The sequence below is a fragment of the Chitinophaga pinensis genome (genome assembly GCF_007896845.1).
Classification (GTDB): domain Bacteria; phylum Bacteroidota; class Bacteroidia; order Chitinophagales; family Chitinophagaceae; genus Chitinophaga; species Chitinophaga pinensis_C.
On the sequence record NZ_VOHS01000010.1, the window covers coordinates 137,921 to 162,011 of the forward strand.

Annotated in this window: 21 protein-coding genes; 13 read left to right on the top strand and 8 right to left on the bottom strand. The window is 44.5% G+C overall.

Annotated features, from left to right (window positions below; translation table 11 throughout):
• The first annotated feature begins 26 nt into the window (after window positions 1–26).
• Together FEF09_RS12685 and FEF09_RS12690 are read left to right on the top strand one after the other, a co-directional pair.
• A complete protein-coding gene (locus FEF09_RS12685; RefSeq protein ID WP_146305454.1) occupies window positions 27–863 on the top strand; it encodes a UbiA family prenyltransferase in 837 nt (278 codons plus the stop codon).
• A gap of 64 nt (window positions 864–927) precedes the next feature.
• Complete coding sequence (locus FEF09_RS12690; protein ID WP_146305455.1) at window positions 928–2,028, top strand: M42 family metallopeptidase; 1,101 nt, start codon at window positions 928–930, stop codon at window positions 2,026–2,028.
• Window positions 2,029–2,129: 101 nt separating this feature from the next.
• Here FEF09_RS12690 and aroQ read toward each other — a convergent pair whose 3' ends face one another.
• From aroQ to ytxJ, 3 genes are all read right to left on the bottom strand, one after another.
• Window positions 2,130–2,543, bottom strand: a complete 414-nt coding sequence (gene aroQ / locus FEF09_RS12695) for a type II 3-dehydroquinate dehydratase (RefSeq protein ID WP_146305456.1) — start codon at window positions 2,541–2,543, stop codon at window positions 2,130–2,132.
• Window positions 2,544–2,617: 74 nt separating this feature from the next.
• Window positions 2,618–3,181, bottom strand: a complete 564-nt coding sequence (locus FEF09_RS12700; RefSeq protein WP_146305457.1) for a UbiX family flavin prenyltransferase — start codon at window positions 3,179–3,181, stop codon at window positions 2,618–2,620.
• A gap of 94 nt (window positions 3,182–3,275) precedes the next feature.
• The gene (ytxJ, locus tag FEF09_RS12705) at window positions 3,276–3,605 is read right to left on the bottom strand and encodes a bacillithiol system redox-active protein YtxJ (RefSeq protein ID WP_146305458.1); all 330 of its coding nucleotides are present in this window, start codon (window positions 3,603–3,605) and stop codon (window positions 3,276–3,278) included.
• Between the two features lie 334 nt (window positions 3,606–3,939).
• Here ytxJ and murC point away from each other — a divergent pair, with 334 nt between their 5' ends.
• The 8 genes from murC (at window position 3,940) to FEF09_RS12745 (ending at window position 13,271) form a co-directional block, all read left to right on the top strand.
• Entirely contained in the window at window positions 3,940–5,292 is a 1,353-nt protein-coding gene (murC, locus tag FEF09_RS12710; protein ID WP_146305459.1) for a UDP-N-acetylmuramate--L-alanine ligase, read from the top strand.
• 9 nt (window positions 5,293–5,301) lie between these two features.
• Window positions 5,302–6,075 (top strand): 3'-5' exonuclease, encoded by a 774-nt coding sequence (locus FEF09_RS12715; RefSeq protein ID WP_146305460.1) that lies wholly within the window; start codon window positions 5,302–5,304, stop codon window positions 6,073–6,075.
• A 69-nt stretch (window positions 6,076–6,144) separates the two neighbouring features.
• Window positions 6,145–6,891 (top strand): polyprenol monophosphomannose synthase, encoded by a 747-nt coding sequence (locus tag FEF09_RS12720; RefSeq protein ID WP_146305461.1) that lies wholly within the window; start codon window positions 6,145–6,147, stop codon window positions 6,889–6,891.
• Between the two features lie 8 nt (window positions 6,892–6,899).
• Complete coding sequence (locus FEF09_RS12725; RefSeq protein ID WP_146305462.1) at window positions 6,900–7,781, top strand: DMT family transporter; 882 nt, start codon at window positions 6,900–6,902, stop codon at window positions 7,779–7,781.
• Window positions 7,782–7,841: 60 nt separating this feature from the next.
• Entirely contained in the window at window positions 7,842–10,610 is a 2,769-nt protein-coding gene (locus FEF09_RS12730; RefSeq protein WP_261387453.1) for a prolyl oligopeptidase family serine peptidase, read from the top strand.
• A 369-nt stretch (window positions 10,611–10,979) separates the two neighbouring features.
• Entirely contained in the window at window positions 10,980–11,804 is an 825-nt protein-coding gene (locus FEF09_RS12735) for a DUF6597 domain-containing transcriptional factor (protein ID WP_146305463.1), read from the top strand.
• 91 nt (window positions 11,805–11,895) lie between these two features.
• A complete protein-coding gene (locus FEF09_RS12740) occupies window positions 11,896–12,411 on the top strand; it encodes a cupin domain-containing protein (protein ID WP_146305464.1) in 516 nt (171 codons plus the stop codon).
• Between the two features lie 245 nt (window positions 12,412–12,656).
• The gene (locus FEF09_RS12745) at window positions 12,657–13,271 is read left to right on the top strand and encodes a DUF4230 domain-containing protein (protein WP_146305465.1); all 615 of its coding nucleotides are present in this window, start codon (window positions 12,657–12,659) and stop codon (window positions 13,269–13,271) included.
• Window positions 13,272–13,305: 34 nt separating this feature from the next.
• On the opposite strand, the gene FEF09_RS12750 is transcribed toward FEF09_RS12745, so the two are convergent.
• Window positions 13,306–14,025 carry a hypothetical protein gene (locus tag FEF09_RS12750; protein WP_146305466.1) on the bottom strand — a complete coding sequence of 240 codons (720 nt, stop codon included), beginning with the start codon at window positions 14,023–14,025 and terminating at the stop codon, window positions 13,306–13,308.
• A gap of 191 nt (window positions 14,026–14,216) precedes the next feature.
• On the opposite strand from FEF09_RS12750, the gene FEF09_RS12755 reads away from it, so the two are divergent.
• A complete protein-coding gene (locus tag FEF09_RS12755; RefSeq protein ID WP_012789999.1) occupies window positions 14,217–14,543 on the top strand; it encodes an RNA recognition motif domain-containing protein in 327 nt (108 codons plus the stop codon).
• 515 nt (window positions 14,544–15,058) lie between these two features.
• Here the strand turns inward: FEF09_RS12755 and FEF09_RS12760 are convergent.
• From FEF09_RS12760 to FEF09_RS12775, 4 genes are all read right to left on the bottom strand, one after another.
• Window positions 15,059–16,489, bottom strand: a complete 1,431-nt coding sequence (locus FEF09_RS12760) for a dihydrolipoamide acetyltransferase family protein (RefSeq protein WP_146305467.1) — start codon at window positions 16,487–16,489, stop codon at window positions 15,059–15,061.
• A gap of 42 nt (window positions 16,490–16,531) precedes the next feature.
• Window positions 16,532–17,788 carry a CinA family nicotinamide mononucleotide deamidase-related protein gene (locus FEF09_RS12765; RefSeq protein ID WP_146305468.1) on the bottom strand — a complete coding sequence of 419 codons (1,257 nt, stop codon included), beginning with the start codon at window positions 17,786–17,788 and terminating at the stop codon, window positions 16,532–16,534.
• Between the two features lie 3 nt (window positions 17,789–17,791).
• Entirely contained in the window at window positions 17,792–18,211 is a 420-nt protein-coding gene (locus FEF09_RS12770) for an acyl-CoA thioesterase (RefSeq protein ID WP_012789996.1), read from the bottom strand.
• An 89-nt stretch (window positions 18,212–18,300) separates the two neighbouring features.
• Complete coding sequence (locus tag FEF09_RS12775; RefSeq protein WP_146305469.1) at window positions 18,301–18,714, bottom strand: DoxX family protein; 414 nt, start codon at window positions 18,712–18,714, stop codon at window positions 18,301–18,303.
• Window positions 18,715–19,302: 588 nt separating this feature from the next.
• On the opposite strand from FEF09_RS12775, the gene FEF09_RS12780 reads away from it, so the two are divergent.
• A complete protein-coding gene (locus FEF09_RS12780) occupies window positions 19,303–22,374 on the top strand; it encodes a tetratricopeptide repeat protein (protein ID WP_146305470.1) in 3,072 nt (1,023 codons plus the stop codon).
• Window positions 22,375–22,391: 17 nt separating this feature from the next.
• Window positions 22,392–24,041, top strand: a complete 1,650-nt coding sequence (locus tag FEF09_RS12785; protein ID WP_146305471.1) for a hypothetical protein — start codon at window positions 22,392–22,394, stop codon at window positions 24,039–24,041.
• Window positions 24,042–24,091 lie beyond the last annotated feature (50 nt).

Here is a 24,091-nt window from a genome sequence, read left to right on the forward strand (position 1 = left end):
TATAATTCCTAATTCTTAATTGAATAATGCGCGGCCTGTTCAATTTTATTATTTTCTCTTCTATCTATGTCGCCTGTATTGCCATCGTCATGATATGGCAGACCAATGCCCTTTTACACGTACAGGACATCAACCGCGCTTATTATTTCTTTGTATTCTGCGCTACCATGTGCAGTTACAATTTCCACTGGTACCTTACCCCTGCAGACTACTCCACTTCTGAACGTATCCTGTGGGGAGCAAGACATAAAAATCTACAACTGGGCTTATGTGCAATCGGTGCTATTGGCGCATTGTATGGCTTCTGGCTACTGAAAGAACACTGGCTTGCACTCAGTGGTGCCGCAATACTGACATTCCTTTATTCAGCGCCTAAACTACCGCAAAGAGCCTTTGTATGGCTGCGTAAGATCGCAATAGGAAAGACTATCTTCCTGACCACCGTATGGATCTATGTGACTACCGTCATGCCGGTGTTGATTGAACAGATTCCTTATTCACATCACCTGCTGTTATTTGCTTTACACCGTTTCTTTCTGGTATATGCATTATGTATCCTATTTGATTACCGGGATCTGGAATCAGACAAAAAGGAAGGTATCCGCTCGCTGATTACCTGGTTAAGTCCACATAATCTCAAAAGATTGTATATCACTTCACTGATATTATCAGCCCTGTTTGCCCTCGCACTGTACCCGGTAGACAACTGGCTGCTTACGGCTGTGCTGCTGGCGCCGGTACTGATAACAACGCTGATTACACGATACACCCTGAAAACCCGTTCTGATCACTATTATTATTTCGTGGTGGACGGTATGGTCATGCTATCTTCCCTGCTTCATTTTATCATCGCTAACATATAGCAGATACCCGGATTGCTGTAAGCTGCCAAACACTTACTTTTGCAGCAATTAACTTGTAACAGCAATGTCTAAAAAGCAAAAATCCATACTCAGCAAAGAGGCGCTTACGTTCCTGAGGAATTACCTCAATAATCCATCCCCTACCGGGTTTGAGAAAGAAGGACAGAAATTGTGGCTGGAATACCTGAAGCCATATATTGACGAGCAATATGTGGATGCTTATGGGTCGGCAGTCGGCATTATCAATCCCAAAGCCCCGTTTAAAGTGGTGATAGAAGCACATGCTGATGAGATCTCATGGTTTGTCAATTACATTTCTCCTGAAGGTTTAATATATGTTATCCGTAATGGTGGCTCCGATCAGCAGATCGCGCCTTCCAAACGCGTACACATCCATACAGAAAAAGGCATCGTAAAAGCTGTGTTTGGCTGGCCGGCTATTCATACCCGCCTGCGCAGTACAGAGGGTAAGGATCCACAGCCAAAAGTGGAAAATATCTTTCTGGATTGCGGCGCACGCAACCGTAAAGAAGTAGAAGACCTGGGTATCCATGTCGGTTGTGTAGTGACTTTTGAGGATGGTTTTGAGGAACTGAACTATGACTACTTTATCTGCCGTGCTCTGGACAACCGTATCGGTGGTTTTATGATTGCAGAAGTAGCCCGTATGCTGAAAGAAAAGAAACAGAAACTGCCATTCGGACTGTACATTGTCAATGCAGTACAGGAAGAAGTAGGTTTGCGTGGTGCAGAGATGATCGCTAAAAGGATCAAACCGGATGTGGCTATCATCACAGACGTTACACATGACAGCACAACGCCGATGATCAACAAGAACATTGAAGGTGAGATCCGTTGTGGTGCTGGTCCGAGTATTACTTATGGCCCGGCTGTACATAACATTCTCCGTGACCTGATCATAGACACCGCGAAGCAGAATGATATTCCGTTCCAGCGTCATGCGGTAAGCCGCAGCACCGGTACTGATACGGATGCTTTTGCTTATTCCAACGATGGCACACCATCAGCCCTGATCAGTATTCCGTTGCGTTATATGCACACGACGGTAGAAATGATCAAGAGGGATGATATCGAAAACACCATCCAGCTGATCTACCAGACGCTGTTGAACATCACGCCAAAAACAAACTTCAGATACCTGTAATCATCATGATTGAAGGCTGACTGAAGTACAGATAAAAAACAGGGAGTACGCCGTAAGGCATACTCCCTGTTTTTATTTTTCGGATACTTGTTGCTATAAGATCAAAGGAAATAAGCAATGCCTAACGCATAGCCTTTCATTCCGAGTCCGCAGATACTGCCTGCACAAACAGGCGCGATCATACTCTTATGGCGGAATTCTTCCCTTGCGTGAATATTACTGATATGGATCTCCAATACAGGTGTCTTCACAGCGGAAATCGCATCCCGCAGGGCAACAGAAGTATGTGTATAACCACCGGCATTCAGCAGAATACCATCGTAGGAGAATCCTATTTCATGCAGATGATTGATCATTTCACCTTCAATATTGCTCTGGAAATAAGTGAGCTGCACGTCGGGATACTGTGCTTTCAACTTTTCAAAATAAGACTCGAAAGACTCATTTCCATAGATACCCGGCTCCCGCTTACCGAGGAGGTTTAGATTAGGTCCGTTGATGATCGCTATCTGCATATATTGATGATTCGTGTTAATAACATACTATTCTTAATTGTTAATTCATACCTGACATCATCCCTGCTTCTCCACTACTCTCCACCCCAGCGGAACGTCTGTTGTTCTATGCCTGCCAGATCAAGTACACGGTCAACAACCGTTGCGGCTACTTCTTCTATTGTTTTGGGTACGCTGTAAAAAGAAGGTGTCGCCGGACAGATAATCCCACCAGCTTCCGTCACTGCCAGCATATTTTTGATATGCATCAGGTTATAAGGCGTTTCTCTGACAACGCAGATCAGTTTTCGTCTTTCCTTCAGCACTACGTCAGCCGCGCGGGTGATCAGGTCATTGGAAATACCGGTAGCAATACGCCCCAGAGTTCCCATGGAACAGGGACAAATGATCATGGTGTCAAACCTGCCGGAACCAGAGGCAAAAGGTGCGTGAAAATCCTGTTGGGTGTATGTTTTAAAAGGCAGTTGCTTATAATCGTCTGTTCCCAGTTCTGTTTCCCAGACGGTACGGGCATTATTGGTCATAACCAGTGCTATCTGGTCGGTCTGTGCGGAAGCCGCCTGCAATTTATTCAGTAATTGCCGGGCGTAAACAGATCCGCTGGCTCCCGTAACCGCTACAACTATACGATGTTTCATTCTCTCAGCTTAATAGAATACAAAGCTAGGGCAAAAAAAATACCGGCCATAGGCCGGTACTAAATTCTTTGGAATAAATAGTGAAAATGCTTCCTTAATTTGAATGACTCACAATTTCATCCATAGAGATGCCACTGTGGCTTTCATCATACACGCATTCCCCGTTGCGGATCAGCAAAACCTGCGGTGATTCATGTTCAACATTGAAATCCGCTGCGACCTTGTTTGAAATGTCTCTGAATTTGATCAGATCCAGGTAATAAAAGGAGATCGTTTCCGGAGCGGCAGCTCTTTCCAGTCTTGACTTAGCTACTGCACTGATTGAACAACGCGTGCTATGTTTGAAGATAACTACCGGTCTGGTTACTGATGATTCCTTTATTTCTGATAACTGTGTTTCTGTCGTAAGTGGTATCCAGTTCATTAACAATCCTTCACGTTTGCTCCGTGCGTCACTTTACCAATTTTCATCGGACAACCTAACTTATTCTGTGATGCACAAGAAGTTAAGAAAGCCGCAAAGATAAAGAAAAGACAGGCGCCGCCCAAAACTTTCAGATAAGATACTTGCATAAAGGGATGTTTAGTTGAATAATGAAATTTCATAGGGAATGGTGATATCACTTTTTTAATCGCCAATTTTTGACGTTACTTTGCAAATATAAAATTTATATTAAAGATTTTAGCTATAATATCATTCCTTTTTCCCTTAGATACATAAATATAACGATAAACGCAGGTAATCCGGTTAATATTATATGGCAAAAGTACATTTTATCGCTGTGGGTGGCAGTGTGATGCACCAATTAGCAATCGCATTGAAAATCAAAGGTTATCAGGTAACCGGCAGTGATGACGAGATTTACGAGCCTGCGAAAGGCAATCTGTCACAGGCAGGCATTTTACCGGCATCAATGGGTTGGGATGAAAGCCGTATTACGGCAGACCTTGACGCTGTTATCCTCGGTATGCATGCCCGCGGAGACAACCCCGAACTGATCAAGGCAAAGGAGCTGGGATTAAAGATCTACTCCTTCCCTGAATATATTTATCAGGAGAGTCTGCAGAAAAAAAGAGTGGTTGTGGGCGGTAGTCATGGTAAAACAACGACTACAGCGATGATCATGCATGTATTGCAGCAGTCCGGACAGGCATTTGACTACCTCGTAGGTGCACGTCTGGCAGGTTTTCCTCAATCAGTAAATATTACTGATGCACCAGTGATCGTTTGTGAAGGGGATGAATATCCGGCTTCTGTCATTGAAAAACGTCCGAAGTTTCACTTCCTGCATCCACATATAGCCGTACTGACCGGCATTGCATGGGATCATATCAACGTATTCCCTACGTTTGAAAACTACCTCGAGCAATTTGCCATTTTCCTCCGCACGATGAAAGCCGGCCATACGCTCATTTATAACAATACTGACCCGGAACTGGTGAAACTGGTCAAGGCTGAAGGCCTTCATCTGAAACTCGTTCCTTACGATATTCCTCAACATCAGATCAACAATGGCGTTACCACTGTTCACTTCGGTGATCAGCAGACCGCACTTGAAGTCTTTGGCGACCACAACCTGCTAAACATGCACGCAGCCCGTCTCGTTTGCAACGAATTGGGTATCAGCGATGAAGTGTTCCTGAAAGCGATCGCTACTTTCAAAGGAGCCGCCAAACGACTGGAACTGGTGGGTAAAAATGATCATTGTGCGATCTATCGTGACTTTGCACACGCACCATCCAAAGTAAAAGCAACGATCAGCGCATTGCGTGACCAGTATCCGCAACGCAAACTGATAGGCGTACTGGAATTGCATACCTATAGTAGCCTGAATGCTGACTTTATGGTGCAATATCAGGGTTGTATGGACAAAGCCGATATACCAGTCGTGTTTTACAGTAAACACGCGCTGGAGATCAAACGTATGCCGGAACTGATGCCTGATGTGGTAGCACAGGGTTTTGGCCGCGCAGACCTGCAGATCTTCACCAGCAGAGAGCATTTAACTGCATTCCTGGACAAACAGGAGTACAAAGACGCGAACCTGCTGATGATGAGTTCGGGTGATTATGAAGGATTGGACGTAAATTCGCTGAAAAAGTATCTATAAAAATTAGTCATGCCCTCTTTGCAACTTAAAAGGCCGCTGGCCGTAATTGATCTGGAGACGACCGGTACCAACGTGGCTACGGACCGTATTATTGAAATTGCTATTATCAAGGTGTTCCCTGACAAGTCTGTTCAGACCAAAGTCAAAAGGATTCACCCAGGCATGCCTATTCCTCCGGCCTCCACTGCTATCCATGGTATCAGTGATGAGGATATTAAGGATTGTCCGACATTCAAACAATGCGCGAATGAATTGCGTCAGTACATGGAAAACTGTGATCTGGCCGGATACAATTCCAACCGTTTCGATATACCCCTGCTGGTAGAAGAATTCCTCCGTGCAGGTCTCGATTTTGACACGAAAGACCGTAAGTTCATCGACGTACAGAAGATATTCCACCTGATGGAAAAACGTACGCTGAGTGCTGCTTACAAGTTCTATTGCGATAAAGACCTGATGAATGCGCATAGCGCTGAAGCAGACGCCCTTGCTACTTACGAGATTCTGGAAGCACAGTTAAGCCGTTATGAGCAACTGCAGGCAGAAGTAGCACCACTGGCCGAATTCACCAAAGAAGACGACTACGTTGACTTTGCCAGAAGAATGGTCGTACAGAATGGGGTAGAAATGTTCAATTTTGGTAAATATAAAGGTCGTGCGGTAAGAGAAGTACTTAAAATCGAACCGCAGTACTATGACTGGATGATGAAAGCTGATTTTCCGCTCAATACCAAGCAGAAACTCACAGAGATCTACCATAGTATGATGTTAAAAAAGATTTAATATTTACAAAAACCGTACTTTATCTGGGGTTTGTGCTAATTTCGCACTCCTAAAACAACATTTGCTAGATTGGAAAAGCTCGTCATAATTCCCACGTACAATGAGAAGGATAATATCCGTAACATCATTGACGCGGTTTTTGCCCTGCGACAAAACTTTCATATACTGATCGTGGACGACGGTTCGCCCGATGGCACCGGTAATATTGTTAGGAATTTGCAGCAGTCCCACTCCGGCGAATTATTCCTGGTAGAAAGAAGTGGCAAGCAAGGGTTGGGCACTGCCTATATCCACGGCTTCAAATGGGCATTGGAAAAGGGATATCAGTACATTTTCGAAATGGACGCCGATTTCTCCCACAATCCCACCGATCTTAACAGGCTCTATGATGCCTGCGCAAAAGAAGGGGGCGATGTGTCCGTAGGTTCCCGCTATGTAAAAGGCGGTAAAACCGAAAACTGGCCATGGGACAGGGCTGTGCTCTCCTACGGCGCCTCTGTGTACGTACGTTTTGTTACCTGGATACGGGTAAAAGACGCTACTGCCGGCTTCGTGTGCTATAAAAGACAGGTATTGGAAGCCATTAACCTGGACGCTATCCGGTTTGTGGGCTATGCCTTTCAGATAGAAATGAAATTCACGGCATGGAAGCTGGGCTTCAAAATCAAAGAAGTTCCCATCACTTTCAAAGACCGTAAAGAAGGATATTCCAAAATGAGCAAGGGCATTATTAAAGAAGGTGTCCTTGGCGTACTCAAAATTCAATGGGAAAGCCTGTTCCGCAAGTATGAAAGACGCGTAAGAAATAGCGAATAAAGCGGGCAATGAAAAAAGCACTGATACAATTACACCTGTCGGTATTTCTGGCAGGTTTTACGGGTATATTGGGTAAACTGATTACTCTGAATGAGGGAATGTTGGTCTGGTACAGACTACTCTTCACTATCATCACATTATACATACTCTTCCGCTGGAGGGGTATGCTCACCAAACTGAATTTCAAACAGATCCTTCCGATCGGACTGACAGGCATGGTTGTCGTATTACACTGGTTGTTCTTTTACGCCAGTATCAAATACTCCAATGTATCTATTGCTGTGGTCTGCTTTGCGCTGACCAGTCTGTTTACCGCCCTCTTTGATCCCCTCATCAACCGGGGCCGGCTGGATAAAACGGAGTTGTTGCTAAGTGGTATCACCCTGCTGGGTATCTTTATGATCTTCCACTTTGATACACGATACCGTACTGCGATCATTCTCGGTATCATTTCCGCCATGTTTGCAGCGCTGTTTACCATCTTCAATAAACGGCTGATCGTAAAATACGATCCTCCTACCATTACCTTTTACGAGCTTACAGCCGGATTCATCGGTCTGACGATCCTGCTGCCAGCCTATCTGTATTTCTTTCCGCAGCCACTGACACTGCCGTCAACTGCTGATCTGAGCTATCTGCTGATACTGGCCTGGGCCTGTACCGTGGGCATGTATATGCTGATGATGAATGCGCTCACAAAGATCTCTCCGTTTACCGTGAACCTCTCCTTTAATCTGGAGCCGGTATACAGTATTGTCATAGCCTTTATACTCTTTCATGAGAATAAACAACTGACCTACGCATTTTATATCGGATTGGCTTGCATAGTTTTATCAGTAGCATTACAAATGACGCGGGTTGCCCGCACCCTTAAGCATTCTCATGCCTGATTTTAACCGTCCATCCGGAAATTTCTACTCAATAATGCCGATTTTTCTATTTTAGGCAGTATGAAAAAACTCATGTGTGTAGCGGCCCTTTCCGGCCTCTCCCTACTGACCTATGCGCAGCAACCAGCGAAAAAGCCGCTGGATCATTCCGTGTACGATAGCTGGCAAAGTATTGGCAGCAAAGCAATCAGTAACAACGGACAATGGATCGTTTATACAGTCACCCCTCAGGAAGGTGACGCTTCTCTCTTCATTTACAATAAGAAAACCAAACAACGCCTGGAGGTGCCACGCGGTACCAATCCTGTGATCACAGAAGATAGCCGCTATGCTATTTTCTCGATCAAGGCGCCTTTCGCCGTAACCAGACAGGCTAAGATCAAAAAGAAAAAGCCGTCTGAAATGCCAAAAGATTCTCTTGGCATCGTTACGCTTGGCAATAATAATGTCTATAAAGTCCCTGCGGTACGCTCCTTCAAAACACCTGAAAAAGGTAATGGTGTACTGGCTTATCTGAAAGAAAAGCCACAGGCAGATACCACCAGTGGTCACCTCGTGATCTATTATCTGGATAAACAGACAGCAGATACCATCCGCAACGTACAGGACTATACCTTCAGCAAACCGGGTAACCGTCTGCTGGCAGATGTAGTTGCCGATAAAAAAGATTCCCTCTCCCGTGCCGCCTTGCTGTTGTGGAATGTGGCTACTCATAAAGCAGATACCATCAGCCGTGGAACAGCTTTACGCAAACAGCTCACTTTTGATGAAAAAGGTGAACAGGCTGCGTGGTGCAGTTCCCGCGATAGCGTGAAAGCCCTTCAGCAATTTTATGCTCTGTATTACTACCGTCCCGGACAGGACAGCGGTATGATGACGGCAGATAAAACAAACCGCTCCTTCCCTGCCAACTGGTCTGTAAGCCCGGATGGTAAAGTCTGGTTCAGTGAAAATGGTCAGCGCTTGTTCTTTGGTACAGCGCCTGTCATGCCTCCAAAGGACACCAACATCGTTGATTTCGAAGTGGCCAAAGTTGACATATGGAACTATCAGGACGATTACCTGCAACCAATGCAGCTGAAAAATCTGGACAGAGAGCTGAAAAGAAGCTATCAGGCAGTCTACTATCCCGGTAGTCAGAAGGTATTGCAGCTGGCTGACAAAGACATGGAAAGCATCCTGTTGACCAACAGAGGTAATAGTCCGTATGCACTCGGATATACCGATAAAGGACAACGTGTGGCCATACAATGGACAGGTCATTCCCTGAAGACCTGTTACCTTGTCAATCTGGAAAATGGTAACCGTAAATTGCTGCAGGAGAACATGGACAGTGTCAGCCGTATTTCTCCGGCAGGTCGTTATATCACATGGTATAATCTGCAGCAGAAACAATGGTATGCATATGAAACAAGTTCAGGCATTACCCGCAATATCACAGAGAAAATACCAGTCTCTCTTGCTGAAGAAGATGACGATCATCCGGACATGCCCGGTCCGTACGGCATGGCAGGATGGCTGGAAGATGATAAAGCTGTTTACATCTACGACCGTTTTGATATCTGGCAGGTAGATCCTTCGGGCAAAGCAGCGCCACAGCTGCTGACAGCAGGGTATGGCCGTGAGCAGAAACTGCGTTTCCGTTATGTACAGCTGAATAAAGAAGAACGTTTCTTCACGCCCGGACAGGCATTATTGCTGGAAACCTTCAACGAAACCACCAAAGAAAATGGCTTCTACACAACATTCAGCACCTTCAAAAAGGCGCCTGTAAAACCGGAATTACTGGTAATGGGACCTTATACTTTCGGGGAGCCTGTAAAAGCAGAAGAAGCGCCTGATTATATCTTCACAAAATCAAGTTATGTACTGTCACCTGATCTGTATACCGGTACTTCACTGGCGAAGGCTGAGCAGATCAGTCATATCAATCCGCAGCAGCAGGAATACAACTGGGGTACCGCAGAACTGTTCAAATGGACAGCTTACAATGGTAAACCTGCAGAAGGTATTCTCTACAAACCGGAAAATTTTGACAGCACAAAGAAATATCCGGTACTGTTGTATTTCTATGAGAAATTATCTGACGGATTATATAACTACAACCCACCGGCTCCTACTCCATCGAGATTGAACATCTCTTTCTTTGTAAGCCGTGGTTATCTGGTACTGGCGCCGGATGTGACATATGAAAACGGTCACCCGGGTCAGGGTGCTTATGATTATATCGTAAGTGGCGCCAGAGCTGTAGCGGCACATCCATGGGCAGACAGTCTCAACATGGGTATTCAGGGCCAAAGCTGGGGTGGTTATCAGGTAGCTTATCTGATTACCCGTACCTCTTTATTCAAAGCAGCATGGGCAGGTGCACCGGTAGCAAATATGACCAGTGCTTATGGCGGTATCCGCTGGGAAAGTGGTATGAACCGTCAGTTCCAGTATGAGCGTTCACAAAGTCGTATCGGTGCTACACTATGGGAAAAACCGGAGCTGTACATCGAGAACTCGCCTTTGTTCCATCTGCCCAAAGTAACAACACCACTGGCGATCATGAGTAACGATGCGGATGGTGCAGTACCCTGGTATCAGGGCATAGAACTGTTTACTGGTCTGCGCAGGCTGGGCAAGCAGGTATGGATGCTGAACTATAACAATGAAGCACACAACCTTGTACAGCGTCAGAATAGAAAGGATATTCAACGCCGTGAGCAGCAGTTCTTTGATCACTTCCTGAAAAATGCGCCTGCACCAGAATGGATGCAGACAGGCGTACCAGCTACAGAAAAGGGAAAGAACTGGGGTTGGGAAACCGGACCACAAGCACAATAAGGTAATTTATATATACAGGGAGCTGGTCATCTGACCAGCTCTTTTCTTTTACCAAAGTGCATACTGATTGACCTGAATTTCGCCATGTCCGTCAGGTGCCGATAGTAAACAATCAGACCAGTATCCGGCTCTTTTCTCCAAATACTACTCATTATAGGCACAACCTCTCCATTACCCCGGACATCCCTAAAACTGCCCTGAGAGATGGTTCATAAAGGCTTTTATCCAATTTATCTGCTGCAATTGACTGTCTTTCAATCTACTCAAATTAATTTTTTTTATACTTACAAACAACTAAGTTTGTATTGATAATTGAAGACCTAGCCGACATTGTGGATGTGACGATCTGATAACCTTATACATGTTCCTATGAATTTCCGTATCTACCAACCGGCAACTTCGCTGGCACCTTATGTTAAGCAGTATTATCATTTACAGAGCACTAATTCCGGACTTATTAATCTGCCGCAGAATCTTTTTTCTCTTGGAGACCTTTATATGGTTTTCCTGCAGGAAGGAGAAGTGATCTTTCAGCCAACACAACATGCTTCCTTTACGCTGCCTGAGGCATCTGTAGTAGGACATTTTACCTGTCATCATCAGATCATGGTGAAAGGACCGGTGAAAATGACTGTAATACAGCTGAATGCATATGGTTGTTATAAACTGGCAGGACTTGATATGTCCTCGTTCAACAACTATTACCGCGACCTGCTGAAGCAGGACCGGGAGTGTTGGAAAGAGCTGGCCGGCACGATTGCTGCACATAATGACATTACTACCCTGGATGCAGTACTGGACAATGCATTTACCAACATGATGTGTGGACATTCACACAATTTGAAACAGGTAGATGAGATTGCAGACTACATACTCAGCACACAGGGATATACGAATATTGAGTGGTTGACAAAGAAATTCAAACTTTCCCGTCATACGATGGAGCGTAAGTTTATGGAGGTGATTGGTTTGACACCGCAGTTATATGCCCGTATGCTGCGTTTCAGAGATGCGATGCGTCATATGCAGCGGATGAATGTAGAAGAGTGGCAGACGTTTATCACAAACAACGATTATTACAGCCAGGCTTTATTTATACAAGACTTCCTCTTCTTCAAAGGAGAAGTGCCGGTACTGAATCAGGAAACAGCTATCGCACAAATGCCGGTAGCACGCCCTGTAGCTGTGGCCTAAGATTTTCTGACTAAAAAAATGAAAAATAAGAAAGCCGCCTCGTTCACGGGACGGCTTTTTCATTTCGCGCTATTTTTCTTTCTTTTGTAATATGCATAACCCAAGATACAATGCTGCCTATTGGCGCGAACATCTCAACTTACAGTCACATGTGGAAGGTGGCGCTTTCAGAGAAACCTACCGTTCCTCATGGGAGTTTAAACAGGCGGTGCTGCCGCCGGCTATGAAAGGCGACAGGGCAGCGTCAACAGGCATTTATTTTCTATTGGAAGAAGGCGAGTTTTCTGCTTTTCACCGCATTGCGGCAGATGAAATGTGGCATTTTTATGATGGCCATTCCCTCGCGATATATGATATTGATCCTTCCGGCGCACTGACTGTGCATAAACTGGGACTCAATATTGAAGAAGGTGAACAGCCCCAGCTCGTAATAAAGGCCGGTCACTGGTTTGCCTCAAGAGTGGAGATCCCCGGAGGATTTGCATTGGTAGGTTGTACAGTAGCCCCGGGATTTGACTTTGCCGATTTCGAACTGGCTACAAAAGACAATCTGCGGGCCGTATATCCTCAGCATGCGGAACTGATCGCCTCATTGGTACACGGCTGATACAGGTGAGACTGACGGATGTCAGTTGGTAACTATCCGGCATATATATTATATTCGCCGTGGTCGTCAGTAATTACTGTATGAGTTACAACTTATATACAAAGGGCACAACACTAAAGTACAATATCCGTCCGGGCCGTGGCCTGTGGTTTGCAGCCTGTTGAATACATTACTAATTAAAAACATTGTCTCTACAGATGAAAATCCACGACGGATGATCATCTGCAGCAACTATCTCTTCCGTTATGAAAAGATTTTTTCGTTTCGTTTTTTTCATTGCCATCGCTATCCTTCTGTTTTGGCTGGGTAAACAATTCGGCAGCAAAAGTGTGAATCAGAGTATCCTTTCTAATAGTCAGATTGTGCGGGAAATCGCTGAACTGGCGAGTCTGGAAGTGCAGGGGAATGCAACGATCAAACGCAGTAATATTACTGATGATGGAGAATGGACCACCAATCTGAAAAAGGCTTTTCTGGAAAATACCATCTGGGTGTCTGTACCATATACAGGTAAATATGGTATCAATGTGGATGAGAAAAGTTTCAAAGTAACCGTTTCTGATAAAAAGATAACGGTCAATATTCCGCAGCCCAGACTGCTCAGCTATGAGCTGAAAGTGGATAAAATGGAAACCTCCAACCGTAAAGGCTGGTTCCTGTTTCAGGATGATGAAACCTATACTGATGTACAGCGTAAACTCTATCAGACTTCCCGTGACCAACTGGAAAACAATCAGCTATATATCAATCAGTCTAAAGAAAAGCTGACAAAAATTATCAGACAATACTATCAGCCCTTCTTACAGGATCATGAACTGGAAGTGATTTTTGGCAATAGTGCACCGGTGTTGCTGAATTAAGAAAGCAGCTGTCAGGAGGCAGCATACTCCTGCGTCAGGCAGCACTTGTAGCAATATATTTTACCAAAGAACGCTTCGCGATAGGCAGCAAAGTCTCATTTACCGGAAATACCAGATTGGTTTCAATACGGTATACCGCCGGATTAGGCAGTTTTTTGTACTGACGGATCAATGTTGTTTTAATATGTTCACAGGTATGCACAAGATCCTTTGAAAAAGTTTCCAGATAGTGTGTATGGATACCTCTGTATTTTTCATCATGTCTTTCGAAGATACTGAGACGGTACTCATACACAACGACATCCCTGAACCGGCCATCACAAAGGAAAAGATAGCCTTCCTGCGTATCCAGCGGAATCAGACCGACCGGTGAAATATTCAGACTACCTTCTACAAATTCATAGATTTCCGTTCCTTCCCGGATCGCTCCATTCATTTTTTGGATCGCATACTGGATGATATTTTCCAGTTCCTGCATCAGTTCATCATCCGAAATCATCTGTTCATAGAGCAATTGCAGACGCTCCATATTGATGGCTGTCAGGCGTTTAGGGAACTGTTGTTGCAGAAATTGTTTATTCTCCTTGAATGCCACCAGATTATTGTAGTGAAAAATAACATCTGAAAGCTGGGGATACAGCTTATTTTCATTGAAATAGCGGGTTATTTGCTGCAGATAGGCTAATAAAGTATACTTTTTCTGCTCAAAGTCGATATAACCGTCCGCAAACCACGTCTCGCTCAGGCTACTCATACCAAATTAATTTAATGGATTATACCTATTAATTTACAAAAAAATGAGCAAGTATCCATAAAATGGAAGTGCTAATTCTGGTCTGTGTTACCGGTATGTTTTGTTTATGAAATTATTTCCTGATGGGATGTTTTTATTGAACTTATTTCTTTATCTTCAATATTATTTTTCATTTTTTTAATTTTTTAGTCATGAACATTTACGTAGCCAACCTGCACTACAGGTTGAACGATGCAGACCTTCACCAGATATTCAGCGAATTTGGCGAGGTTACTTCTGCTAAAATTATCAAGGACCACGAGACTGGCCGTTCACGCGGTTTCGGATTCGTGGAAATGCCCAACCAGGAAGAAGGTAGCAAGGCTATGGATAGTTTGAACGGTACTGAAATCGAAGGCAAACAATTGATGGTAAACGAAGCAAGACCTAAACAACCGAATAATAACTCAAGAGGTGGTGGATTTAATCGCGGTGGAAGCGGTGGATACGGCGGCGGCGGCGGCCGTGGTCGTTATTAATTCTGTTGGCCCAAGCTTATCACGGTCAAGAAATTGAAGAGAGCTCCTTTATGGAGCTCTCTTTATTTATATATATATCTGACGGAATAACCAGATGTTTATCAGCATCATTCATGCTGTTTGTTTATAATTATACTTGCAACAACCTATCTGTCAACACAGTCTTCATTCTTCATTATTCCTTCATTATCCCATCATTATTTCGCTATAAAACCGCTATCAGTACGCTTTTAAACGAAGAAACAACGAAGAAATGGCATTGTAATAACGATGTAATCCCTACTTAAAGAAAACTGCTATATAAAATAAAATCGTCTGAACAGTACGTCCCAGACGATTTTGAACTAAGAAATGGCATCGTAATTAGGATAATGCCTGCTTAAAGAAAACTGTTATATAAAATAAAAGCGCCTGAACAGTACGTCCAGACGCTTTTTCTATAATATTATATCTGAAAAAGGCACTAAGCATCAATAGTGTCTGCTTTTCTGAAGCGGACACTATTCTTTGTTGTCTTAATACTCTCTCTCAGGATTGAAATGTTCCAGTTCATGTGCTACCGCGCTCAGGAAAGTAGATCCCAATGCACCATCCACAATACGGTGATCGTAAGACATTGACAGATACATCATATGGCGGATAGCAATAGTATCACCATGTGGCGTTTCAATTACTACCGGACGCTTCTTAATAGTACCCACCGCTAAAATCGCTACCTGTGGCTGATTGATGATCGGCGTTCCGGCCAGACTACCAAAGGAGCCAACGTTGGTCAGGGTGATGGTACCGTTCTGGGTATCATCCGGTTTCAGTTTGTTCTGACGGGCTGCATTAGCAAGATGGTTTACCTGACGGGTCAGACCAACCAGATTCAACATATCTGCGTTGCGGATCACCGGAACGATCAGATTACCTGTTGGTAAAGCGGTAGCCATACCAACATTAATATCTCTTTTCACAATGATCTTATCGCCCTCCAGAGAGCTGTTCAGCAACGGATATTTCTTGATACATCTTACCAGTGCCTCGATAAACAGTGGTGTAAAAGTGATCTTCTCTCCTTCTCTTTTTTCAAACTCTTTCTTGATCTGATCACGCCATTTCACCATATTGGTAACATCTGCTTCCGCGAAGCTGGTTACATGCGGACTCGTATGTTTACTACGCACCATATGCTCTGCGATCAGCTTACGCATACGGTCCATTTCAATAATTTCCACATTACCACTATAGCTACCCATACTGATGGGCGCACTAACCGGTTGCTGTGCTGGTTGCGGAGCCGGCACTCCATTGCTACTGATCGGTGTTGTTGTTGGAACAGCGGCAACAGGTGCAGTAGTAACCGGACGGTTTACAGGTTGTTCTGCCGGAGCTGTAGTTTCTGGTTGCTGAACAGGTGCAGCAGCAGGAACATGTCCTTTACTCTTAGCTTCTACGAAGTTTAAGATATCTTTCTTGGTAACGCGGCCTTCATTGCCGGTACCTGGTATTTTTTCCAATTCGGCGAAACTGATGCCTTCCTGTTGTGCAATTGTCAGCACCAGTGGAGAATAGAAACGGGCGCCGCTTGTCACAAACTGTGCTTCATAAGGTGCGCTTGCCGGTTCATTTGTTACAACATGCACTTCTTCACTTGTGGCAACAGGTGCTGATTGTGCAGCCTGAGGCGCTACCGGAGCTGCGGTTGCAAAGCCGGCATCAGCAGTAGTATTGATACGTGCTATGACAGTACCTACCGGTACAACGTCATTTTCTGCGTAGAGTATCTCGGTAATCTCCCCATCTGCAATAGAAGGTACTTCGCTATCCACCTTATCCGTAGCAATTTCAAGCACGGTTTCATCAGCTTTTACCTGATCCCCCGGCTTCTTATGCCAACGTAATATGGTGGCTTCCATAATACTTTCCCCCATTTTGGGCATTACCAGTTCTACAATGGCCATAAAATTGTGTTTAGCTTTTAGGTACGGAAACAAAAGTAAGGTTTATACTATCAACTTCCTCAATTCATTCATCGCATAAGTTGCTGTTATTTGTATGTTACTCAGCCGGTCGTAACGCAAGTGGTACTTCATTGTCACCAGTTCTTTCGCATTGCCAACCGCTATCCATACGGTGCCAACAGGCTTTTCCGGGGTACCTCCATCAGGCCCCATAATGCCTGAAACGGCAATGATATAGTCTGTTTTTAGCTGTGCCAGCGCGCCTTTCGCCATCTCCCGCACTACGGCTTCACTTACCGCTCCATTCGCCTGCAAGGTTTCTGGTTTTACTCCCAGCAGACTGCTTTTCATCTCGTTCGCATAACTCACTATACTGCCTTTGTACCAGGCAGAACTTCCCGGTACGAGCGTAATATTATGTGCAATAAAGCCACCGGTACAGCTCTCTGCTGTGCCTACGGTCTTTCCTTTTTCTTTCAATATTGTGCCTAACACCTCTCCCATCGGCAGATCCTGATCATATACAGTGATATCTGCCAGCACCTCTTTCATCTGGTGAAAATAGATGGACAATGCGGCAGCAGTAGAGAGTTTATCCGGACCGGACGATGTCAGTCGCAGTTTCAGCAAACCGTAAGATGGCAGATATGCCAGTTTGATATGTGGCGGCAATGCAGACTCAAAATGTGCCAGTCGCTCCGCCACAAAAGATTCTCCCATACCGGAAGTCAGCAATGTCTGATGCACAACGGCAGGTGTCTGAAAATATTCCTGCAGCCGTGGTAAGACATGATCTGTCATCAGTCCCTTCATTTCATGAGGCACACCGGGCATAGAAACATATATCTTTCCATCCCTTTCAAACCACATACCCGGGGCAGTCCCTCTGGTATTATGTAGTACGGTGGCTACATCAGGAACAAGTGCCTGATCTTCGTTCCGTTTAAGGGCGGGCAATCCCCTGCTCTCAAAAAACTCCATTACCTGACGGTAAGTAATTTCATCCCTTACCAGCGTTCCGCCAAAATATTCACATAAAACGGGTTTGGTAATATCATCCGCTGTAGGGCCCAGTCCTCCCGTGATCAACACGATATCAGACACCGCCCCTTCTTTCTCCAATGCGTCCAGAATAGCTTCTCTCACATCTCCGATGGCTACACGGCGGTGTACCCATATACCCATCGCATTCAGCTGCTGTGCTATCCACGCAGAATTCGTATCTATCGTTTGTCCTATCAGTAGTTCATCTCCGATCGTGATGATGGAAGCTACTACCTTATCCGCTTGTATTGTCATGATTTACAGGCTTTTCTCAAAAAAAGGAGCCAGACGTTCCATCATAACAGGAGGCATTCCATAACGCTGTTTGGTATCTGCATGCAGGAATACCAGTGTGGTCACGCCTACGTTCAATAAATCGCCTTTCTCGTTATATAATTCTGTGTGGAACCGGATCTTATGATCAACCGGCAGTTCCTTCAATATAGTCTTCACTGTTATCAGATCATCATAGTAAGCCGGACGAAGGTATTTGGAATTCAGTTCGGCTACCGGCATAATAATGCCTTGTTTTTCCAGTTCTGCATAGGTAAAACCCAGCGTCCGGATGGCTTCCGCACGTCCTACTTCATAGTATAATGCGTAATTGCCGTAATAAAGATATCCCATCTGGTCTGTTTCTCCATAGCGTACGCGAATCTGTGTCGTCTGTGTAAACATAATATGCTGCTTGATAAGACCTGTTGCAGTACGCTTACCGCAAAATACATTCCGTGTTTCCCGGTAAGCGTTACTGTCAGGTACTGAGTTTATTTTCCTTTTCCAAATACATGATCCAGGCTGAACTTACCGGGACCCGCAAATAATATAGCTATGAACGCTGCCAGAAACAGGATAGCCATCTCATTTTCATTCAAAGGCGCTCCTTTCTTTACCATAAATATCACTACTCCCATACAAATCACCAGCGGTATAGCCGCGAGGCGTGTCAGCAATCCTACCACGATCAATGCGGCGCAAAGCGCTTCTGCAAAGACAGTCAGTGACATCGATACTGCATGTCCGACATGCAATGGGTCGGGAAAACCGTCCTTTTTAGCTGAAAAAGAGTTCAGTTTTGCCCATCCGTGTGTAAACATCATTCCCCCGGATACCACCCGCAATATCAGCATGGCAAAGTTAACGGCACCGGCGTTCACACGCGAAGTAAATAGTTTACTCATAAAGAAGTCTGGTTTTACCTGTAAAATGTTTATTCCCCTCGCTTGTCACAGGACATTTTCAGGCATGTTAGAAAATCTGTTTTTCGGTTCAGGTCATAGAATGCGCCAAAAATATGATTAATAATAAACAATTAAAAGGCCGTCAGGCGCAGGCTGTATTCAGCTTTCCTTTCCGGAATGCAGTCCCTGAGCCCCCGACGGCTGCACTACCATCCGAATAGCGTACCTTATAGCAGGAGAAATGCAATAGCTGACGATGGCAAGTAGTCGGACAGCAGATTATCCACATAGATGTGCATATCTTCCTGTTTTCCCCGGTCCTTTGTTTAAGTTGGTTTAATTCTTGCAAGTCAACACCTTAATTCAGGATCAGGGCAAACAGCATCAGAGAGAAGTTCCGCGTATCAGGTGCCGGTCATCCGGTTCCCGCCATCTAAGACAGACGGCGTATAGCTTAATTAAATCCAATAGCTATATTTGTTGCTGTTTTTGTCTCCCTCAAACAATATTTTATTGATCCTGAACAGAAATAATTTCTGTGCGGGGTTCGTTTTAAACGCATAATTTAAGTTATAACAGGTTAAAAGCATGCAATTCATAAGAAAGTTTCTTGTTTCCGGACATTGGTACTTATTCCTGGCCTCTTTCTGTATACTGGCTGCACCTGCGGCGAAAGCACAGCAAACGCGCGTATATACAGAGCCGGATAAAGTTTTCAAGGACGCCCAGCAACTTTTCCAGCAGGAAAAATACGCCGTGGCCATGCAATTGTTCCGTCAAACGATCGATAACATTGGCTACTTCCAGGAGACAAGCCGCAGTCTCGTAAAAACAGACGCCCAGTATTATTACACCGTCTGCGCACTGAAGCTCGGTCAGGCCAATGGCGAAAAACTGGCGCTGGAATTCCTTGCTAACTACAATAACAACGCAAGGGAGCAACTGGTCAGCTACCAGCTGGCGAAGTACTACTTCCATCAGAATAAGCTCAAAGAAGCCATTCCGTTGTACGAAAAAGCAAACATCGAGAACCTTTCCAACGCGGAAATTGCAGAAGCAAAGTTTGAACTGGCTTATTGCTATTTCAATGTAAAAGACTTCCAGAAAGCCCAGCCACTATTTGGTTCTATCAAAGAAGTACAGGGAAAATACTATATGCCGGCCAACTATTACTACGGTTTTATCGCTTATTACAACCGCCAGTATAATGAGGCCCTCACCAGTTTCCAAAGAGTGGTGAACGAACCTAAATACAGCGCTATCGTTCCTTACTATATCGCTGAGATCTACTACTTCCAGAATAAAAAAGACCAGTTGATCAGCTATGGCGAACCGCTTGTTAAAAAAGGCGGACTGTATTATGAAGCCGAACTGAAACAATTACTGGGTCAGACTTATTTCGAAAGAAAGGAATACCAGAAAGCACTGCCTTATCTGCAGGAATTCAATGATAATGCAGACGAAGTAAGAAAAGAAGATATCTACCAGCTGTCTTACAGCTACTATCAGACCGGCAATTTCAGCAAAGCGATCAATGGTTTCAAACAACTGAGCAGCGAAAAAGACTCACTGGGACAAAACTCCATGTACCTGCTGGGTGACTGTTACCTGCGCACCAACCAGAAAGCCAATGCCCGTAACGCATTTGCCTTCTGTGCACGCAACAGTGCTAATCCGCAGCAACAGGAAATTTCCCGCTTTAACTACGGTAAATTGTCCTACGAACTCGGTTATCAGGACGCTGCTGTATCTGAACTGACCAGCTTTGTCAACACCTACCCCCGCTCAGCTTATACCAAAGAAGCCCGCGAGATACTGGTGAACCTCTTTGCCAATACCAACAACTATAATGATGCATTGACCATCATCGAGGCAATGCCGGAGAAATCTCCTGCTGTACTGAAAGCTTACCAGAAGGTGGCTTATGGTCGTGCAACAGAAGTGATCAATGACCAGCAACTGGCAGAAGCAGATCGCCTGCTGGACATCTCCCTGAAAAATCCTTATGATAAAAATCTTGTACAACTGGCGCATTTCTGGAAAGCTGAAATTTCCATGCGACAGAATAAAACACAGGATGCGATCAGTCACCTGAATACTTATCTGACAGGTGCGGTGCCTTCTTCCGGTGAAGCAAATGCACAGACAGCCAGTTACAATATGGGTTATGCACTGCTGAAGGCAGAAGACTATACCCGCGCTTTACAGCACTTCGAAGCAGCACAGCGTACTACCGGACCTAATGCAGCGCGTATCACAACAGATGCAGCCCTCCGTAGTGCAGACTGTTACTACATGCTGAAAGATTATCCGAAGGCAATGGCGCTGTATGAAAAAATCATCGCTAACAATCAGCCGGGTGCCGACTATGCTACTTATCAGAAAAGTATCATTCTTGGTATACAGGGTAAGACCAATGAAAAAGTGGCACTGCTGAAACAACTGGGTAACAAATTCCCATCTTCCGGTTTTGGTAACGACGCTGATCTGGAGATTGCAAATACTTATCTGGCAGAAGAGAAATACAACGAAGCAATCCCTTATCTGGAAAATGTATTGCAGAAACAACCGAACGGTCCGAATGCACCACGTGCATTACTGAAACTGGGTCTCTGCTATTTCAATAAGGACAACGACGATAAAGCACTCTCCTATTACCGTCAGGTAATTGAGAAATATCCAAACTCTCCGGAGGCAAATGCGGCACTGGCTGCTGTAAAAGACATCTATGTAAGTCAGGGTAAAACCGATGCTTATATCGCATTGCTGAAAGCATCCGGACAAACCATCACTGCTTCTGCGGAAGACTCCCTGAATTATGCAGCTGCTGAATCCAAATTCAGTAATGGTGACTGTGCCGGTGCAGTTCCTGCATTCAACAGTTACCTGCAACGCTTCCCTAACGGCGCATTTGTACTGCCTGCAAACTTCTACAAATCAGAATGTGCATATAACAACAAAGATTATGCAGGTGCATTACCGGGTTATGAGTTTGTATTGACTAAAAACAATAGTCTGTATGCAGAACGTGCAGCATTACAGGCCGCGAATATCAACTTCTATCAGGTGAAGAATTATGAGAAATCCCGCACCTACTATCTTCAGTTGCAGGACCTTTCTACCACCAAAGAAAACACTTTCGCCGCTACCCGTGGTCTGTTGCGCAGCAACTACCAGCTGAAACACTGGGATGAGGTGAACAGTTATGCAGAGATCCTGCTCTCCAGCAGCAACATCAGTACGGATGACCAGATCGTAGGTCATGCGTATCTGGGTCGCGCAGAACAGGAAGGTGGTAACTATGATGAAGCGATCAAAGAATACAAGATAGCAGCCGGTCTGACGAAGTCAGAAATTGGTGCAGAAGCCCGCTATAATATTGCTTACTGTCTGTTCCAGAAAAATGATCTGGCAGGTGCTGAAAAAGCAGGCTTTGATGTAATAAAGAATACACCCGGTTACGAAATGTGGGTAGCGAAATCCTACATTCTGCTGGGTGATGTATACCACCGCCAGAAAGATTATTTCAATGCAAAAGCTACCTTCCAGAGCATTGCAGAGAACTGTCAGATTCCTGAACTGAAACAGGAAGCAAAAGACAAACTGGCGAAAGTAGAAGCAGATGAAAAAGCTGCCTCTAAAATTAAATCCAATAAATAATTCTGAATTACGTTAGCATGAACGCTTATATCAAAAATATTCACCGGTTTCTGGCAGTAGCAGGTTGCAGTGCAGGTATCCTGACGCAGCAACAGGCATTTGCACAAAAAGAAAATCTCAAGGAAGAAACCATCGACATCATTTCCAATTACCGTCCGAAGTTGAGAGATGCAGCAAAATTAAACCTGACTGCATCCCTGCCTTCTTTTGACACAAGCCGTCCTGCCTTACAATATCAGGTGCCGGCATTGAACCTTTACTTCATGTACCAGCCGATTCCTTTGAAACCGCTGGCGCTGGGTAAAGATTCACTGAGCAGATTGCAGAACAACTTTATCAAAGCAGGTTACGGTAATCTCAGTACTCCTTTGATACAGGCCGGTTTTGGTACTGGTCGTCAGGAGAAATACAATCTCGGTGTGTATGTTAACTACACCTCTTCCAAAGGTGATATCAAAAATCAGGATTACAGTACACTGAATATACTTGGCTCCGGCACCTACTTCACGCCATTGTGGGAGATCAATGGTAGTATCGGATATGACCGTAATCAGATACATTACTATGGTTATGATCATGCGACACTGGAGTTCAGCAAAAACGACGTAAAACAGAACTTCAATCAGTTTACCGCACAAGTAGGCGTAAAAAACAGACCTCTCAATGACTGGGCTTTCAGATTTGAGCCTTCTGCCAAATTCATTTACTTCAGCGATGCGTATAAGCGAAAGGAGCCAACTGTAGTATTCAAGGTACCGGTGTCCAAACAATTGTTTGAAGATATCTACATCAAAGCGGAAGGTGTTTTTGACCTCTCGTCCTTTAAAGAGGATGATCATCCACAGGTTAATAACAACGTAGTAGCCATCCATCCTGCACTGGAAATCGTAAAGCCACGCTTTATGCTGCATGCAGGTGTGAATCCGACCTGGACCAACAGTAAGTTCTATCTGTTACCTGATATCGTGAACGAATCTCATATCATTTACAAAAAAGTGATCCTGAGCAGTGGATGGATCTCTTATATCAATAAGAACAGCTTCCGTAATCTGGCTAACCAGAATCCGTTCCTTGGCAGTTATGGGGAAGGTATCCTGAATACAAGAGTAGAGGAAAAATACACGGGTATCAAAGGAACAATCGGCAGTCATTTCAATTACAACACCAAATTTGCCGCTGTTACCTGGCACAATATGCCACTGTTCGTAAATGACAGTATTGACGGTAAAACCTTCTATACAAAGAATGAGGAGGAATTAAGGGCTTTCAATCTGCATGCGGAAGTAGGTTATATTCAGGAGGAGAAGTTCCAGTTAAGACTGGCTTTTGACTGGTTTAACTACAACAAACAGAAAAGCGAGATCAAGCCATGGGGCCTGATTCCTTTTCAGGCAGATGCGTTTGCACAATATACCATTGCCAAAAAGCTACACCTGAATGCTAATTTGTACTATCTGGGTGGTACTTACTATCAGGTATTCGCCACTCAGGACTTTGACAAAACCAAAGGCAAATGGGACCTGAGCGCAGGTGCTAACTATGATATTGGCAAGAATTTCAATATCTGGGTAAATGCAAATAACCTCTTCAATTCAAAATACCAGCGTTGGTACGGATACCAAACTTATGGGTTGAATGTGCTGGGAGGTGTGATGATTAAATTTTAAAGTCGTACAATTGCAGTTACGATTGGAAACCAGACATCAGGAATTTGTAT

What these genes read in the sequence shown, in the direction of transcription:
- FEF09_RS12685 (WP_146305454.1), top strand. Translation starts at nt 27, where the DNA reads ATGCGCGGCCTGTTCAATTTTATTATTTTCTCTTCTATCTATGTCGCC.
- FEF09_RS12690 (WP_146305455.1), top strand. Translation starts at nt 928, where the DNA reads ATGTCTAAAAAGCAAAAATCCATACTCAGCAAAGAGGCGCTTACGTTC.
- aroQ (WP_146305456.1), bottom strand. Translation starts at nt 2,543, where the DNA reads ATGCAGATAGCGATCATCAACGGACCTAATCTAAACCTCCTCGGTAAG.
- FEF09_RS12700 (WP_146305457.1), bottom strand. Translation starts at nt 3,181, where the DNA reads ATGAAACATCGTATAGTTGTAGCGGTTACGGGAGCCAGCGGATCTGTT.
- ytxJ (WP_146305458.1), bottom strand. Translation starts at nt 3,605, where the DNA reads ATGAACTGGATACCACTTACGACAGAAACACAGTTATCAGAAATAAAG.
- murC (WP_146305459.1), top strand. Translation starts at nt 3,940, where the DNA reads ATGGCAAAAGTACATTTTATCGCTGTGGGTGGCAGTGTGATGCACCAA.
- FEF09_RS12715 (WP_146305460.1), top strand. Translation starts at nt 5,302, where the DNA reads ATGCCCTCTTTGCAACTTAAAAGGCCGCTGGCCGTAATTGATCTGGAG.
- FEF09_RS12725 (WP_146305462.1), top strand. Translation starts at nt 6,900, where the DNA reads ATGAAAAAAGCACTGATACAATTACACCTGTCGGTATTTCTGGCAGGT.
- FEF09_RS12730 (WP_261387453.1), top strand. Translation starts at nt 7,842, where the DNA reads ATGAAAAAACTCATGTGTGTAGCGGCCCTTTCCGGCCTCTCCCTACTG.
- FEF09_RS12735 (WP_146305463.1), top strand. Translation starts at nt 10,980, where the DNA reads ATGAATTTCCGTATCTACCAACCGGCAACTTCGCTGGCACCTTATGTT.
- FEF09_RS12740 (WP_146305464.1), top strand. Translation starts at nt 11,896, where the DNA reads ATGCATAACCCAAGATACAATGCTGCCTATTGGCGCGAACATCTCAAC.
- FEF09_RS12745 (WP_146305465.1), top strand. Translation starts at nt 12,657, where the DNA reads ATGAAAAGATTTTTTCGTTTCGTTTTTTTCATTGCCATCGCTATCCTT.
- FEF09_RS12750 (WP_146305466.1), bottom strand. Translation starts at nt 14,025, where the DNA reads ATGAGTAGCCTGAGCGAGACGTGGTTTGCGGACGGTTATATCGACTTT.
- FEF09_RS12755 (WP_012789999.1), top strand. Translation starts at nt 14,217, where the DNA reads ATGAACATTTACGTAGCCAACCTGCACTACAGGTTGAACGATGCAGAC.
- FEF09_RS12760 (WP_146305467.1), bottom strand. Translation starts at nt 16,489, where the DNA reads ATGGCCATTGTAGAACTGGTAATGCCCAAAATGGGGGAAAGTATTATG.
- FEF09_RS12765 (WP_146305468.1), bottom strand. Translation starts at nt 17,788, where the DNA reads ATGACAATACAAGCGGATAAGGTAGTAGCTTCCATCATCACGATCGGA.
- FEF09_RS12770 (WP_012789996.1), bottom strand. Translation starts at nt 18,211, where the DNA reads ATGTTTACACAGACGACACAGATTCGCGTACGCTATGGAGAAACAGAC.
- FEF09_RS12775 (WP_146305469.1), bottom strand. Translation starts at nt 18,714, where the DNA reads ATGAGTAAACTATTTACTTCGCGTGTGAACGCCGGTGCCGTTAACTTT.
- FEF09_RS12780 (WP_146305470.1), top strand. Translation starts at nt 19,303, where the DNA reads ATGCAATTCATAAGAAAGTTTCTTGTTTCCGGACATTGGTACTTATTC.
- FEF09_RS12785 (WP_146305471.1), top strand. Translation starts at nt 22,392, where the DNA reads ATGAACGCTTATATCAAAAATATTCACCGGTTTCTGGCAGTAGCAGGT.